This window comes from Streptosporangium album (genome assembly GCF_014203795.1).
Taxonomy (GTDB): Bacteria; Actinomycetota; Actinomycetes; order Streptosporangiales; family Streptosporangiaceae; genus Streptosporangium; species Streptosporangium album.
Window position 1 is genome coordinate 107,601 of the sequence record NZ_JACHJU010000006.1, and the last position, 15,152, is coordinate 122,752.

Here is a 15,152-nt window from a genome sequence, read left to right on the forward strand (position 1 = left end):
GGAGGAGGAGCGCAAATGGTCGGTGACCCCGATCGCACGGTGGAGTTGCTCTGGCGGGCCGGGGAGTCGCCGGCGCGTGAGGCCAGACAGGGCCTGAGCGTCGACAGGATCGTGGAGTCCGCGATCAGGGTCGCGGACTCCGAAGGTCTGGAGGGGCTGTCGATGCGGCGCGTCGCCGAGCTGCTCGGCTTCACCACCATGGCGCTCTACCGTCACGTGTCCGGCAGGGACCAGCTCGTCGACCTGATGTGCGACGCGGTGACCGGCGAGGCGGTCGGCGCGGACGCCGTGAAGGGCGGAGCGGACGGCAGGGAGGCGCCGGCCGGGGGGGCCGACGGCCCGGGGGCGGTGACCGGCGAGGCGGACGGTGCGCAGGGCGGGGACGGCTGGCGGGCGGCGCTGGAGGCGTGGGCCCGGAGCTCGTGGGCTCTCCGCGAACGCCATCCCTGGCTGTCCGAGGCGCAGGGCACGCGCACCGTGCCCGGACCCAACTCCATCGCCCACTTCGAGCGGGCCCTGAGCGTCGTGGCGGGGACCGGCCTGACCCCCGCCGAGATGCTGGCGGTGGTCGGCCTGGTCGGCAGGTACGTCGACGCCGAGGCGCGGCAGAAGGTGGAGGTCGCCCGGGTCGAGCGCCGCACCGGGGTGACCGAGGAGGAGTGGTGGGGAGCCCGCCACTCCCTGTACGACAGGCTGGACGTCTATCCGACACTGAGACATATCTGGGAGTCGGGAGGCTACGACGAGCCCGAAGATCCTTTCGCGTTCGGGCTGGGGCGCGTGCTTGACGGCGTCGAGGCGTTGATCCGATCACACTGTGATGAAACTCGTGATGAAACTGACCTGTGTCGCGTGTGCGGCTCCGCCATCGAGCAGCCCGGGTCCGGCCGCCCGCGTGACTACTGCTCCCGCGCCTGCCAGCAGCGGGCCTACCGCAGGCGCCGGAGTTCCCAGGAGTGACGGCGCGGAGACGTGCGACCTCGGGCTCCAGGCGGCCCGCGTCCGCCGCACCGGCCCGCTCGGCGGCGGTACGGTGTTCTGGCCGCGATAATGGCCGGGTGACGAGTGACCGGCTGGAACGGCCGACACCGCTGACTCTCGACGACTACTGCGCACTCGATGAACATCTCCGCCGGGAGCTCGAGGTCGTCGACGGGGTGGCCACGCCGCGTGAACGGCGCGACAGAGCTCACACGGTATCGCCGTGCCGTACGGCCAGGCCGGCATTTGAACTCCTCCCTGGCCTGGGGGCCGGAGATTCTCCCGTCGCGTCGCGGTTAAGCGGCGCGCGGGGGTTGACGCCTCGCAGACCGGGCAGCCCCGAGGTCTCCGCGTCCTGACACCGCAGTTCCTGCGGCGTTGCGAATGTTGATCGCGGCGTTGGTGTCGGCGTGGCCGACCCACCCACACGCGGGGTTGGCGCAGGAGAACCGGGTGCCGTCACGGGAGGCCGCGTCGCGGTGCCCGCACTGGTGGCAGGTCTGTGACGTGCCCGGGGCGGGGACCTTCACCACCAGCCCGCCGCGATCACGGGTTTTGTACTCCAGCAAGGCGACCGTGCGGCCCCACGCCTCGCCGGTGATGGCGCGGTTCAGCCCTGCCTTCTGCGTCACGTTCCGGCCGGGTTGTTCGATCGTGCCCTTGGCAGAGCGGACCATGTTCGCGATCTTCAGATCCTCCACCACGATCACGCTGAAGGTGTCAGCGAGTTCGGTGGTGGTCTGGTGCTGCCAGTTAACGGCTCGGCGCTTGGCTGTCGCGCGGAGCCTGGCTATCTGGTCATAGGTGCGGGTCAGCCGATGAGAGGTCCGCTGTCCGGGGGTACGGGCAGCGCGCTGGCGGGCGGATTTCTTCTCCAGGCGGCGCAGGTGTTCACGCTCACCGCCGGTGAGCCAGGGGCCGTGCTCACGCGTGGTCTGGTCCGACAATGCCAAGGCGACGGTGATCCCCCGGTCGATCCCCACGGCTGGACCGGGATGGGTCTCCATGACCGGAGCGGTCATGGTCTCGGTCCGGAACACGATCTGCCAGCCAAAGGCGTCCTTGACCAGCCGGGCTCCGGTGATCCGCCCGGTCGGGCCGCCCTTGGTGACGCCGGGCAGGTCCTTGGTCCACCGAAACCGCACCCGCCCGACCTTGGGCAGGTTGACCGCACCCCACCGCCGGTTGATTCGCTTGATCTGCAGGTCGCGAGCCTGAGGCACATCGACGGCCGGTCGGGAACCGAACCGGGCCTTGAACGTCGGGCGTTTAGCGGGGTGATCAGGGTTGAAGAAGTTCGCCCACGCCTGCCGGTAGGTCTTCAGCACGGCCTGAGCCGCCTGGGCGGGCAGTTGGCCTATCCAGTCGATCTCATGACGAGCCGCCCGGATCGCGGTGTCGCACTCCTTCAACGTCGCGAACCGGCCTTGGCGGAAGGTGAAGTACTCGTGTAGCAGGTTCCACAGCGTGCGGGCGGTGTGCGCCTGGCCGTCCAGCACCGCCACCTGGGCTGTGCTCAACTCCAGGCGGGCCACATGCGCCCGCGTCTGCCTCACCTTCTCCACACCCTGATCGTATCATTTGGTTTATGTCACCGAGATGGAAACCGAACCCCGATGTGTACACCGGACGGCACGCCGTCTATCACCTCCACGCCCATTTGGTGTTCGTCACCAGGTACCGGAGGGGGCCTTCGCTGACCCGATGCCGGTCCGATGCGGACAGATCATGCGGGAGGTCTGTGCCGACTTCGAGGTCGAACTTCGCGAGTTCGGCGGCGAGGACGACCCCGTCCGCCTGCTGGTCCACTACCCACCCAAGGTCGCCTTGTCCAAGCTGGTCAACTCGCTGAAGGGGTCTCGGCGCGGATGCTATGCAAGGAGTTCAGCGCCCACGTCCGCAAGTACCTGTGGGGCGGGCATTTCTGGTCCGGCTCCTACTTCGCCGGGTCGGTTGGCGGGGCACCCCTGACCGTGCTCAAGCAGTACATCGAGCAGCAGAAACGGCCGGTCTGATCGGGGTGGACGCCGATTCGCCTGGCGGCGAATCGGCTGTTCTTGCCCCGCTACGCGGGACAGTCCGCTTCACCCCCGGCCTGAAGGCCGGAGCACTACGGACGAAACCGGGTAGACCTTGACACCTGACGCGTCATGTTCGAAGACGCCATAGGCCGCATCGAGCCCCGCCGCACCGCCCGGGCCTACCTGTCCGGACTGCTGTCGGCTACCGAGGCGAGCGTTGCGCGATGAACAGCTCAAGACGGAGATCACCTGGATCTACCAGGACAACTACTCCTGCTTACGGCTTCCGCAAGATCCACCGGCAGCTGCGCCGTGATGGTCATCCGGTCGCTCGATGCACGGTCCAGCGGCTGATGGGCGAGCTGGGCATCTTCGGGCTGGTCCGCGGGAAAGCCCGGCGAAGAAGCGGGGGTTCGTGCATTAAGGCCCTCCACTTGGGTCGGCGTCACCAGGGGCAAAGTAGCCGTGAGTGATCGGCCCCCATCGTCTGACGGAGAGTCCGGACCGCATCGTGGCTGTTCATCAGCCTTGCGAGAAGAATCGGTGTCCCAGACGACTGCGGAGCGCAATGGCTTCGCATCCTGATCAAGGATTCCGCCGGAAGGCTTTGACCTGGTCTTTCTCGCTACCTTGGGGCTGGTGGCGCCAACCCGAGTGGAGGGCCGCCCTTGCGATCGGTCGAGCAGCAGCCGTCGAGGCAGGCTTCCGGGGTGGAGCCGGCGGGGTGGGGGGTGCAGCAGGCGTCGCCGCGCCAGGCTTCGCGGCCTTCCTTGACCGCCACCGCGGCGATGACCAGGGCGGCGATCGGGTCGGCCCAGGACCAGCCGAAGGCGCTGTTGAGCGCGAGCCCGGCCAGCAGCACCGCCGACAGGTAGGTGCACAGCAGCGTCTGCTTGGAGTCGGCCACGGCGGAGGCCGAGCCGAGCTCGCGGCCGGCGCGCCGCTGGGCTGCCGACAGGAACGGCATGATCATCAGCGAGAGCGCGGCGAGAATGAGGCCGGGAGTGGAGTGTTCGGCCTCGCCCGCGCCGAGCAGGGCGCGTACGGCGTCGAAGGTGACGTAGGCGGCCAGCGCGAAGAAGGAGATCGCGATGACGCGCAGCGCGGCCCGTTCCCGCTTCTCATGGTCAGTGGCCGAGAATTGCCAGGCCACCGCGGCGGCGGAGGCGACCTCGACGATCGAGTCCAGGCCGAAGCCGATGAGGGCGGTCGAGGTGGCCATCGTGCCGGCGGTGATGGCCACCACCGCTTCGATCGCGTTGTAGGTGATGGTCGCGGCCACCAGCAGCCGGATGCGCCGGGTCAGCATGGCGCGACGGGCCGCGCTGGGGCCGAGCGCGATGCTGACCATCAGCAGCAGCCCTTCTCTGCCGCATCCGGGCAGGTGACGTCGGCGGCGACGGCGACCACCGCGGTGCGCAGGTCGTCCAGCGCGTGCCCGAGCCGTACGTCGGCCAACTCATAACGGGTGCGGCGGCCGACCGGCACGCCGACCACCAGGCCGCAGTCGCGCAGGCAGGCCAGGTGATTGGACAGCCGGGTGCGGGAGATGCCCAGCAGCTCGGCCAGGTCGGCGGGGTGAGCCGGAGCCTCGCGCAACGCGAGCAGGATCCGGCAGCGGATCGGATCGGCCAGCGCCCGGCCGAAACGGGCCAGGACCTCGATTTCGGGGGCGATCGTCAACATGCCTTCAATGTACACGAAATCTTGAATTCAGGAAGTTGTGGACAGTCGGCGGAACAGGCCACAACTTTGCGACATATGAACAGATATTCAGGTGTCGGGATCGCCAACCGCGCCGCCTGGGCGAAACCAGTGTCCACACGCCTGTCGGTGCACCGGTCCATGCCTATGGTGCGCGCCGCCATCGCTCTCCTGCGCCCTGAGCCCAACTGCACGCCCGACCGCGAGGCCCTTCGATGAGCGCCGGGCACGGCCATGGACATGGGCATGGCCATGCCGGGGGCCGTCATCGGTGGCGGCTGGCTGGCTGGTAGCCGCCACCGGCCAGTCCTTCTGGGACACCTTTGTGGCCTTGGCGATCGGCGTCTTCGTCGCGGTGCGCGCCATCGCGCTCGGCCGCCAGGTGGTGGCCGTGCTGGGCCAGCACGTGCCCGAAGGCATCGACTCGGCCGCGGTCACGGCGGACCTGGCCGCCATCGACGGCGTGCGTGACGTGCACGACCTGCACCTGTGGACGCTGACCTCCGGCATGAACGTGGCCACCGCCCACCTTCACTCCGGACCCGCCGCGCCGGGCAGTTGGCCATTCCTGCTGCCCGGCACTTGGTATGACCCGCATTCGGAACTGGCGCCCGGTATGGAGCTGCCTTGTTTTCGAGATGTCTACCGGGTGCCGGCAGAACAGGTCGATGGCGTCATCGGAGTCGATACCCACCGCGACAGCCTGGCCGCGTTCCTGGAGGCCTCCGGCGAAAAGGCGGTGGAAGTCCGCCGCCCCTGAGCGGCGGTCGTGAGCGGTGAATAACGTCGGGCGATCATCTCGTTCTCCACCCGGGCGGCCCAGTGTCAGCGCGGCGACGCCGATCGTGGTGCGTGCCGGGTCTCGCTCGCCTTCGGCCTGGCAGCCCGGCCGGCGTCCGCCGCGTCGTCGTGCGCGGCGGCGTTCAGGGTCGAGACCCGGCGCAAGAACCTGCAGCTGACCTACACGCTCGCGTCGCTGGAAAACGCTGCCCAACTACCAAAGTCCTCGTCAGCAAGGACCTAGGGCTGGACGAAGACCGCGACCGTGCGGGCCGGGACCGTCAGCGTGCCGGTGGTGGAATCGAAGGCCGACCGCTTCACGGCGGCGTCGTCGCCGGCCGTCTGTACGGGGTGGAGCGTCACCTGGGCGCCCTTGAGCACGGCCACGGTCTGCGGCTGCTCCGAAGGGGTCGCGTTGAAGACGACGGTGATCGACTTCCAGTGCGGGTCGACACCGGAGGCGTCCAGGTGCATGGTCACGACACCGGGGGTCTCCGCGGTGCCGCTGGTCGGGAAGGACAGCCGCCTCTGCACCTCGGCCGCGGAACCGAGCGAGAAGGCGGGGGAGGAGGAGCGGATCTTCAGCAGCTCGCCGTACGCGGCCCGTGCCGAGCCGATCGCCGCGCAGTCCGGACTGAGCGCCGGGTCGGCGAGCAACGGCCGGGCGTAGGCCCACTTGTCCTCGTTGTCGGTCTTGGGCGGCAGGCCCGCGCCGAAGCCGTTGCCCTGTGAGCAGTCCCACAGCAGCCGGTTGAACCAGTCGCCGGAGTCGAAGGAGTTGCGGTCGAGCGACTTGGAGCGGAGCCGCTCACTGCCCGCGTGGACGAACGAGGTGCCCTGTCCCAGTACGGCCGTGGCCAGCGAGAGCGACTGCATGCGCACCCGGTCGGCCATCGAGGTGGGCTGCGGCAGCTTGTAGGCCAGCGCGTCGAACAGCGTCTCGTTGTCGTGGGCGTCCACGTAGGTCACGACCTCGCCGGGCGAGGCGGTGTAACCGGCGGGGGAGCCGTTGTAGTCGACCTCCGCCCCCTTGACCTGCCTGCCGCTGGAGGCGGTGAAGGTGTAGTCGCGCAGGTTGCCGGTGAGCCCCACCTTGATCAGGTCCTGGTAGCCCAGGAGACGGGCCCGCTGCTGCTCGGCCGTGCCGTTGGCGGGCGACCCGTTGGGCGCGCCGGCCAGGCCCGAGCCGAAGCCCTGGACACGGGGGTCGGCGTCGAACGGGCTGCCGCCGCGCACCGCGTCACGCAGCCGGTCGCTGAAGGTGCCGATCCCGGTGCCCGCCATGTTGAGCTGGGTGGCCTGGGTGAAGCGGGCGTCGTTGGCCACCTCGCCGAAGTTCCAGCCCTCGCCGTACAGGATGATCGACTTGCCGTCCACGCAGTCCCTGGCGAGGGTCAGCCCGTCCAGGGCCTTGCGGACGGCGAGGATGTTCTCCTTCGGGTGGTGGCCCATCAGGTCGAATCGGAAGCCGTCCACCTTGTACTGCTTCGCCCAGGTGACGATGGAGTCGACGACGAGCTTGCCCATCATCGCGTGCTCGGGCGCGGTGTTGGCGCAGCAGGTGGAGGTGGCCACGGTGCCGTCGTCCAGCAGACGGTGGTAGTAACCGGGCACGATGCGGTCGAGCACCGAGGTGGGGTCCTGGCCGGCGGCGTGGGTGTGGTTGTAGACCACGTCCATGACCACCCGGAGTCCGGCCCCGTTGAGCCCCGCCACCATGCCGCGGAACTCCTTGATCCGGCCGGAGCCGTCCGGGTCGGAGGCGTAGGAGCCCTCGGGCACGGTGTAGTGGAACGGGTCGTAGCCCCAGTTGAAGGAGTCCTTGGCCGCGGTCCGCATGACGCAGGCCTGCTGTTCTTCGGAGTCGGCGGGCATGGAGGCCAGGTCGCAGCCGGGCTCGCTGCGGTCGGCCTTCCTCTCCGGGACGGTCGCCATGTCGAAGACCGGCAGCAGGTGCACGTGGGTCAGGCCGTCCTCGGCGAGCCCGCGCAGCTCCTTCATCCCGGCGCCGTCTCCGGCGAACGCCGCGTAGGTGCCGCGCTGCGCGGCGGGGACGGAGGCGTCGGAGGCGGAGAAGTCGCGCACGTGCAGCTCGTAGATCGACGCCGCGCTCTGGGGGACGGCCTTGGGCTTGGGCAGGGACGACCAGCCGGCGGGGGTCAGGGAACGGTCGGAGAGATCCACGATCTGGCTGCGGACCGAGTCGGCGGCCAGTGACAGACTGTAGGGGTCGGTCACCTCATTGGTGACGATCTTGCCCGCGGCGGGCGCGTAGACCGTGACCAGGAAGGTGTAGTAGCGCCCCTTCCAGGAGGCCGGTCCCCGCACCGACCAGACACCGGTCGCCTCGTCGCGCCGCATCTCGTGGACGGTGCGGCCGGTGCCGGCGGCGTCGCGGTAGAGGGCCAGCTCGACCTTGCGCGCGGTGGGCGCCCATACCGACAGCCGCGAGTCCCCGTGCGCGGCCGGGCCGAGTTCGGCGCCCGCCGCCTTGGCGTAGACGTCGTCGAGCACGCCGGGGAGCTGCACGCCGGTGGCGGTCAGCAGGGCGCCCGAGGCGTCGCGCTCGACGGCGACGACCTGGCCGCGCAGCGCGCCGGCGATCAGGTCGGTGTCGCGCGGGTCCACCGTGAACGCGGCGTAGGCGGCCAGGTGCGGCCACTTCGCCTTCTGCGCGTCGGTGAGCGTGCCGGGGGTCAGCCGGATGATCCGCAGGTCGCCGGTGAGGTCCCCCTTGGCGTAGGCGATGTCGCCCTTGGCGGAGAAGGCCAGCGAACGGTGGAGCGAGGGGGACGGCTCGACCTTCCATACGACGGTGTCGCGGTCGATCCAGTGCGCCGCCGCCTTGCTCAGGTCGGCGTCCGCGCCACGGGCGGAGGGCTGGGGCAGCAGGTAGCCCTCGGTGGCGGCCACCCGCCAGGTCTCGTTGCCGAGGGTGGTGAGGTCCAGCGCCTGGTCGTCCGGCAGGTCTTTCTCGTCACCCTTGTGGATGATGTAACTCACGTTCTTCGCCCTCTCGCTCAAAGGGACGCGGAAGTAGACCCCGAAACCGTTCTCGCCGGCCGGCCGGAGCGGGGCGGCCCACTCGGTGGGAGCGGCCACATCCCCCACAGGTGCAGTCCCCAGCCCTCGTAATTCCCATCCGGCCGGTGGTAATGCATGATCGCGATGTTCTCGGCCGCGGCCCGGGTCGGATGGACCTTCATCCCGCGCTTGTGCGCCTCACGCACCAGCTGCTTCATCTGGGCGTTCGTGCCCAGGTGCGGGTCGATCCCGGTGAAGTCGGTGATCCAGATCGCGGTGCTGCCGAGGCCCTTCGCGTCGGGGGAGGAGTGGCCAGACCACCGGGGGCCTCCGCTGAGTTATTTCGGGGGTGTTGCCCGGAAGTTACTCATTGGACATGATCTATGCAATCCCTTGCTGCAACTTTCTGAATTGTGATGATTCCAGGGTGTACAGCGGGGTTGCGGCTGTGGAGCACGGGGTCTCCGGGGAGACGGACATGTCATCTGACGTGCATGTATCCCCTGTGGGGCTGGAGTGAGGGAAGTTGTCACCACTCGCGGCTTTAGGGGAGTTTGTAACAACTTTGCAGACACTTGCAGAAAATTCTTCCAATGAAGTTCACGTCGGCGTAACGTCCGGCGTACTCCAACTCCGGCCTGTCGGCTCCCCCAGCCCTGGCCGGTCCCCTGAACTATGAGGAGAAATGATGCGGCGAGCCTTCTCGGCTGCGACGATCGTCGCGGCCCTCGCCCTGGCGGTCTCCGCCTGTGGTGGCGGCACCAGTGATTCGGCGGCGGCGCCCGCCCAGTCGGCCGCGGCCGATCCGTCGAAGATCAGCGGCGAGATCACCTGGTGGGACACCGTCCGGCCGGACAGTGAGGGCCCGACGTTCCAGGCGCTCATCAAGGAATTCGAGGCGAAGTACCCCAGTATCAAGGTCAAGTACGTCAACGTCCCGTCGGACCAGGCGCAGGGGCAGTTCCAGACCGCCGCGCAGGCCGGCACCGGGGCGCCGGACGTGATCCGCTCGGAGGTGGCCTGGACCGCGCAGTTCGCCTCCCTCGGCTACCTCCAGCCGCTGGACGGCACGCGCGCCGTCGAGAACGAGTCCGACTTCATGGCCAGCCCGCTGAGCAGCACCAAGTACAACGGCAAGGCCTACGCCGTGCCGCAGGTCACCGACACCCTGGCGCTGCTCTACAACAAGAAGCTCCTGGAGAAGGCCGGCTACGACAAGGCCCCCACCACGGTGGAGGAGCTCAAGAAGGTCGCGCTCGACGTCAAGTCCAAGACGGGTGTCAACGGGCTCGCGCTCAACGTCGACTCCTACTTCCTGCTGCCGTTCATGTACGGCGAGGGCGGAGACCTCCTCGACGTCCAGAACAAGAAGATCGTCGTGAACTCCCCGGCCAACGTGAAGGCCATGGCGACGGTCACCGACCTGATCACCTCCGGCGCCGCGCCCAAGCCCGCCACCCAGGACAGCTACGCCAACGCCATGACCGCCCTCAAGGACGGCAAGGCCGCGATGATCTACAACGGCCCCTGGGCGCTGTCGGAGATCTACCAGGGCAAGGAGTTCAAGGACAAGGCCAACCTCGGCATCGCCCCCGTCCCCGCGGGCTCCGCCAAGGCCGGTGCCCCCACGGGCGGCTGGAACCTGGCCATCTACGCCGGTTCCAAGAACCTGGGCGCCTCCTACGAGTTCGTCCGCTTCATGAGCACCGCCGAGGCCCAGGCCAAGGTCGCCAAGGAGATCAGCCTCCTGCCGACCCGCACCTCCGCCTACGGCAACCCCGACGTCCAGGGCAACAAGGACGTCGCCACCTTCAAGCCGATCATCGACACCGCGGTCGCGCGGCCGTGGATCCCCGAGGGCGGCCAGCTCTTCCAGCCGCTGCTCGAGGGCTACCAGGCGATCGTGGGCGGCAAGACGACCCCCGAGGACATGCTCAAGAAGGTTGACAGCGACTACCACGGCATCTTCAAGGACTGGAGCTGACCCGTGGCGCTCTCGACTGGACGTGTGAACGGCACGACCAGCGACCGGGCCGCGGACGCCACCGGCGTCCGCGGCCCGGGCCGCCGTGAGAAGGCCGGCCCCGCCCGCCGGGCGATGGCCCGGCACTGGTACGCCTGGGCCATGGTCGTCCCGGTGGTCCTGGTCACCGGCCTGCTGATCGGCTGGCCGCTGGTCCGGGGCGTCTACCTGTCCCTCACCGACGCCACCGAGGCCACCATGGGCCGCACGATCGGCGTCAACGTCATCCCCTCGACCTACGAGTTCGTCGGGCTCGACAACTACGTCTCGATCCTGGGTAGCGGACTGTTCTGGGAGAAGCTGGTCTGGACCGTCATCTGGACCGTCGTGTGCGTCGGCCTCCACTACAGCCTCGGTCTCGGCCTGGCCATGCTGCTCAACCGCAGGGTGCGGTTCCGTTCCACCTACCGGCTGCTGCTGATCCTGCCCTGGGCGATCCCGGGGTTCGTCGCCGCGTTCATCTGGCGCTACCTCTACAACAGCGACTACGGCGTCATCAACGCGATGCTGAAGGCGGCCGGGTTCGGGGCGGTCGGCTGGCTCGACGAGCCGACCACGGCGAAGATCGCGGTGATCGCGGTCAACGTCTGGATGGGCGTGCCGTTCATGATGATCGCGGTTCTCGGCGGCCTCCAGTCGATCCCCGGCGAGCTCTACGAGGCGGCCGAGATGGACGGCGCGACGCCGTGGCAGCGCTTCCGCCACATCACCGTCCCCGGCCTGCGCACGGTGTCGAGCACCGTCGTCCTGCTGGGCACGATCTGGACGTTCAACATGTTCCCGGTGATCTTCCTGATCACCCGGGGAGGGCCGGGCAGCTCCACGGAGATCCTGGTCACCTACGCCTATCGCGAGGCCTTCACCAGCATCCGCAACTACTCGGGCTCCGCGGCCTGGGGAATGATCATCCTGTTGCTGCTCGTCGTGCTGGCCCTGGTCTACCGCCGCGCGCTGCGCAGGCAGGGGGAGGTCTGGTGAGCTCGATCACCGCAGGTTCCACCGGACGCGCGCGCAGGCGCGGCGAACGCGGCGTCGGCAGCTCGATCCTGCTGCACGCCACCCTCATCGCCGCGTCGCTGATCTCGATCTTCCCCATCGTGTGGCTGATCCTGACCTCGCTCAAGCCGCGGGACGGCTGGCTCTCCACCGAGCTGGAGCTGTTCAACCAGCCGTCGCTGGACAACTACATCCGGGTGCTGACCGAGACGCAGTTCCCGACCTGGCTGCTCAACTCGGTGATCGCCGCCGGCCTCACCACGGTCCTCGGCGTGTTCCTGGCCTCCACCACCGGATACGCGATCAGCAGGTTCCGCTTCCCGGGACACCGGGGGGTCATGTGGATGTTGCTGATCACCCAGATGTTCCCGGTGGCCATCCTGATCGTCCCGCTCTACAACCTGATGGCCGGGCTCGGCCTGCTCAACCAGATTCCCGGCCTGGTCATCGCCTACATGACGGTCTCGGTGCCGTTCTGTGCGTGGATGATGAAGAGCTACTTCGACTCCATCCCCAGGGAGATCGACGAGGCGGGAATGGTCGACGGGCTGACCCCGTTCGGTACGTTCTGGCGGGTCATCCTTCCGCTGGCCCGGCCGAGCCTGGCCGTCACCGCCTTCTACTCCTTCATGACCGCCTGGGGTGAGGTCGCCTACGCCTCGGTCTTCATGTCGCAGGAGGAGAAGCGCACACTCGGCGTCGGTCTGCAGCAGTTCGTCGGCCAGCACTGGTCCGACTGGGGGCTGCTGACCGCCTCGGCCGTGCTGATCGCGGTTCCGGCGTCGATCGTGTTCCTGCTCGTCCAGCGCCACCTGGTCGCCGGTCTCACCGCCGGCGCCACGAAGTCGTAACACCACTGTGCTATCACGTCCTGATATGTCACTTGATCGGGGGACCAATATGACCGAGCTCGTCCAGGCGGGCCACGCCAGCGAAACCGCCACCCGGTGGTGGCGCGACGCGGTGATCTACCAGGTCTACGTACGCAGCTTCGCCGACGGCAACGGCGACGGCATCGGCGACCTCCTGGGCGTACGGAGCCGGCTGAGGTATCTGGCCGACCTGGGGGTCGACGCCGTCTGGCTGACCCCCTTCTACACCTCGCCGATGGCCGACTTCGGTTACGACGTGGCGGACTACCGGGACGTGGACCCGATCTTCGGATCGCTGGCCGACGCCAGGGCACTGATCGACGACGCGCACCGGCACGGCCTGCGGGTGATCGTCGACGTCGTGCCCAACCACACCTCCGACAGGCACGTGTGGTTCCAGCAGGCCGTGGCCGCCGGCCCCGGCAGCCCCGAGCGGGAGCGCTACATCTTCCGCCAGGGCAAGGGGGAGAGCGGCGAGGTGCCCCCCAACGACTGGGAGTCGGTCTTCGGCGGTCCCGCCTGGACCCGGCTGCCCGACGGTGAGTGGTACCTCCGCCTGTTCGCCCCCGAGCAGCCCGACCTGAACTGGGAGAACCCCGAGGTTCACGAGGAGTTCGCGTCGGTCCTGCGGTTCTGGCTCGACCTGGGCGTGGACGGCTTCCGCGTCGACGTCGCCCACGGCATGGTCAAGGCCGAGGGACTGCCCGACGTCGGCCACCCCGACCAGGTCAGGATGATCGGCTCCGACGTGGTCCCGTTCTTCGACCAGGACGGCGTGCACGAGATCCACCGGGCCTGGCGCAGGCTGCTCGACTCCTACCCGGGCGAGCGGATCGGCGTCGCCGAGGCGTGGGCGCCGTCCCCGCAGCGGCTGGCCGACTATGTCCGCCCGGACGAGCTGCACCAGGCGTTCAACTTCCACTTCCTCAACACTCCGTGGGACGCGGCCAGGTTCCGCGCAGTGATCGCCGAGTCGCTGGCCACGGCCGCGCTGGTCGGGGCGCCCAGCACCTGGGTGCTGTCCAACCATGACGTCAAGCGGCATCTCACCCGCTACGGCGGCGGCGAGACCGGTCTGCGTCGCTCCCGTGCGGCCGCCCTGTTGATGCTCTCGCTGCCCGGGTCGACCTACGTCTACCAGGGCGAGGAGCTCGGCCTGCCGGAGGTCCTCGACCTGCCGGAGGAGTTCCTGCGCGACCCGCAGCGGCTGCGTAACCCCGACGACGGCCGCGACGGCTGCCGGGTTCCGATCCCGTGGGCCGACGTCGAACCGCACTTCGGCTTCAGCCTGCCGGGCATCGAGGAGTCGTGGCTGCCCATGCCCGCCTCCTGGGGTCCGCTCAGCGTCCAGTCCCAGCTGCGCGACCCGCACTCCACGCTCCGCCTCTACCGGGCGGCGCTGGAGATCAGAAAAGGCCGCCGGGCCTTCGACGGCGCGCCGCTGACCTGGCTGGACTCCCCCGAGGGGACGCTGTCCTTCCGCCGGGGCGAGGAGTTCGCCTGCACGGTCAACCTGACCGGCGAGCCGGTCGAGCTGCCCCTCCCCGGGCGGGTCCTGCTGGCCAGCGAGGAACCGGCCGTCGACGGTGACGTGGTACGGCTCGCACCGGACTCCGCCGTCTGGTGGGAACGCGATGCCGTATAACGGCGGCCTGCCGGGGAACGGCGTGGCCAGGCTGGCCGACATCGCCGCGCAGGCGGGGGTCAGCGAGGCCACGGTCAGCCGGGTGCTCAACGGCAAACCGGGTGTCTCCGCCGCCACCCGGCAGGCCGTCCTGGTCGCGCTGGACCTGATGGGGTACGAGCGTCCGCAGCGGCTGCGCCAGCGCAGCAACGGGCTGATCGGCCTGGTCACCCCGGAGCTGGACAACCCGATCTTCCCGGCGTTCGCCCAGGCCTTCGAGAAGACCCTGACCCAGCACGGCTACACCCCGCTGCTCTGCACCCAGCTCCCCGGCGGCGCGGTGGAGGACGAGTTCACCGAGCTGCTCGTGGAGCGCGGGGTCAGCGGCATCATCTTCGTCTCCGGACTGCACGCCGACACCACCGCGCGCTCCGACCGCTACACCCAGCTCATCGGGCAGGGTGTGCCCATCGTCCTGCTCAACGGGCACGCGGACGGCGTCCCGGCGCCGTTCATCTCTCCCGACGACCGGGCGGCGGCGCGGCTGGCCGTACAGCATCTGGTGGATCTGGGGCACGAGCGGATCGGCCTGGCCGTCGGGCCGCGCCGGTTCGTGCCGGTGATCCGCAAGATCGAGGGGTACCGGCAGGCGATGGCGCAGCTGCTGGGCGCGACCGAGGTGGACGAGCTGATCTCGCACTCGCTGTTCTCGGTGGAGGGTGGGCAGGCGGCGGCGGCGCAGTTGCTGGAGCGTGGCTGCACCGGGATCGTGTGTGCGTCGGATCTGATGGCGCTGGGCGCGATCCGGGCCTGCCGGGACCGGGGGCTGTCGGTCCCGGGGGAGGTCTCGGTGGTCGGATTCGACGACTCGCCGCTGATCGCGTTCACCGACCCGCCGCTGACCACCGTGCGTCAGCCCGTCCAGTCGATGGTCACCGCCGCGGTGCACACCCTGCTGGAGGCCGTCTCCGGCGCGCCCGCACAGCAGTCCGAGCTCATCTTCCAACCGGAGTTCATCGTCCGGGGCTCGACGGGCTCGGGCCCGAAGATTCTCCGCTGAAGCTTTCCGGTCAGGGTCTGCAGATCTGACATTTCCGGGTGCCAGGTCTTACTTTTGACATATTCCG

12 protein-coding genes and 2 pseudogenes are annotated in these 15,152 nt (G+C 69.0%); 9 read left to right on the forward strand and 5 right to left on the reverse strand.

Going from position 1 to position 15,152, the window contains the following annotated elements; genetic code table 11:
• Window positions 1-15: 15 nt before the first annotated feature.
• On the forward strand, window positions 16-960 hold the full coding sequence (locus FHR32_RS39295; protein WP_184759679.1) for a TetR/AcrR family transcriptional regulator: 945 nt from the start codon (window positions 16-18) through the stop codon (window positions 958-960).
• Between the two features lie 317 nt (window positions 961-1,277).
• Here the strand turns inward: FHR32_RS39295 and FHR32_RS39300 are convergent, their stop codons facing one another.
• Window positions 1,278-2,546 (reverse strand): RNA-guided endonuclease InsQ/TnpB family protein, encoded by a 1,269-nt coding sequence (locus FHR32_RS39300; RefSeq protein WP_312882911.1) that lies wholly within the window; start codon window positions 2,544-2,546, stop codon window positions 1,278-1,280.
• Window positions 2,547-2,569: 23 nt separating this feature from the next.
• Between FHR32_RS39300 and tnpA the strand changes: the two are divergent.
• Together tnpA and FHR32_RS47580 are read left to right on the forward strand one after the other, a co-directional pair.
• Window positions 2,570-2,996 (forward strand): annotated as a pseudogene (tnpA, locus tag FHR32_RS39305) (IS200/IS605 family transposase).
• A gap of 230 nt (window positions 2,997-3,226) precedes the next feature.
• Window positions 3,227-3,475, forward strand: a complete 249-nt coding sequence (locus FHR32_RS47580) for an IS3 family transposase (RefSeq protein WP_184759680.1) — start codon at window positions 3,227-3,229, stop codon at window positions 3,473-3,475.
• A gap of 152 nt (window positions 3,476-3,627) precedes the next feature.
• Here FHR32_RS47580 and FHR32_RS39315 read toward each other — a convergent pair whose 3' ends face one another.
• Entirely contained in the window at window positions 3,628-4,353 is a 726-nt protein-coding gene (locus FHR32_RS39315; protein WP_184759682.1) for a cation efflux transmembrane domain-containing protein, read from the reverse strand.
• On the reverse strand, window positions 4,353-4,688 hold the full coding sequence (locus tag FHR32_RS39320; protein WP_184759684.1) for an ArsR/SmtB family transcription factor: 336 nt from the start codon (window positions 4,686-4,688) through the stop codon (window positions 4,353-4,355). Before FHR32_RS39320 ends, FHR32_RS39315 begins: the two co-directional genes overlap by 1 nt.
• 289 nt (window positions 4,689-4,977) lie before the next feature.
• Here FHR32_RS39320 and FHR32_RS45485 point away from each other — a divergent pair, with 289 nt between their 5' ends.
• Window positions 4,978-5,466 (forward strand): cation transporter dimerization domain-containing protein, encoded by a 489-nt coding sequence (locus FHR32_RS45485; RefSeq protein ID WP_246468544.1) that lies wholly within the window; start codon window positions 4,978-4,980, stop codon window positions 5,464-5,466.
• Window positions 5,467-5,726: 260 nt separating this feature from the next.
• Here the strand turns inward: FHR32_RS45485 and pulA are convergent, their stop codons facing one another.
• Both pulA and FHR32_RS47035 read right to left on the reverse strand, forming a co-directional pair.
• Window positions 5,727-8,399 (reverse strand): pullulanase-type alpha-1,6-glucosidase, encoded by a 2,673-nt coding sequence (pulA, locus tag FHR32_RS39330; RefSeq protein WP_376773459.1) that lies wholly within the window; start codon window positions 8,397-8,399, stop codon window positions 5,727-5,729.
• Window positions 8,400-8,453: 54 nt separating this feature from the next.
• Window positions 8,454-8,782, reverse strand: a pseudogene (locus tag FHR32_RS47035) (pullulanase-associated domain-containing protein); the annotation flags it as partial.
• A 413-nt stretch (window positions 8,783-9,195) separates the two neighbouring features.
• Between FHR32_RS47035 and FHR32_RS39340 the strand changes: the two are divergent.
• From FHR32_RS39340 to FHR32_RS39360, 5 genes are read left to right on the forward strand one after another with little or no spacing between them, the layout of a single operon-like run.
• A complete protein-coding gene (locus FHR32_RS39340) occupies window positions 9,196-10,494 on the forward strand; it encodes an extracellular solute-binding protein (protein WP_246468545.1) in 1,299 nt (432 codons plus the stop codon).
• Between the two features lie 24 nt (window positions 10,495-10,518).
• Complete coding sequence (locus FHR32_RS39345) at window positions 10,519-11,511, forward strand: carbohydrate ABC transporter permease (RefSeq protein WP_312882913.1); 993 nt, start codon at window positions 10,519-10,521, stop codon at window positions 11,509-11,511.
• Entirely contained in the window at window positions 11,508-12,380 is an 873-nt protein-coding gene (locus tag FHR32_RS39350) for a sugar ABC transporter permease (protein ID WP_184759686.1), read from the forward strand. Before FHR32_RS39345 ends, FHR32_RS39350 begins: the two co-directional genes overlap by 4 nt.
• A gap of 49 nt (window positions 12,381-12,429) precedes the next feature.
• On the forward strand, window positions 12,430-14,046 hold the full coding sequence (locus FHR32_RS39355; RefSeq protein ID WP_184759688.1) for a glycoside hydrolase family 13 protein: 1,617 nt from the start codon (window positions 12,430-12,432) through the stop codon (window positions 14,044-14,046).
• On the forward strand, window positions 14,036-15,085 hold the full coding sequence (locus FHR32_RS39360; RefSeq protein ID WP_184759690.1) for a LacI family DNA-binding transcriptional regulator: 1,050 nt from the start codon (window positions 14,036-14,038) through the stop codon (window positions 15,083-15,085). The genes FHR32_RS39355 and FHR32_RS39360 overlap by 11 nt, the downstream gene beginning before the upstream one ends.
• Window positions 15,086-15,152 lie beyond the last annotated feature (67 nt).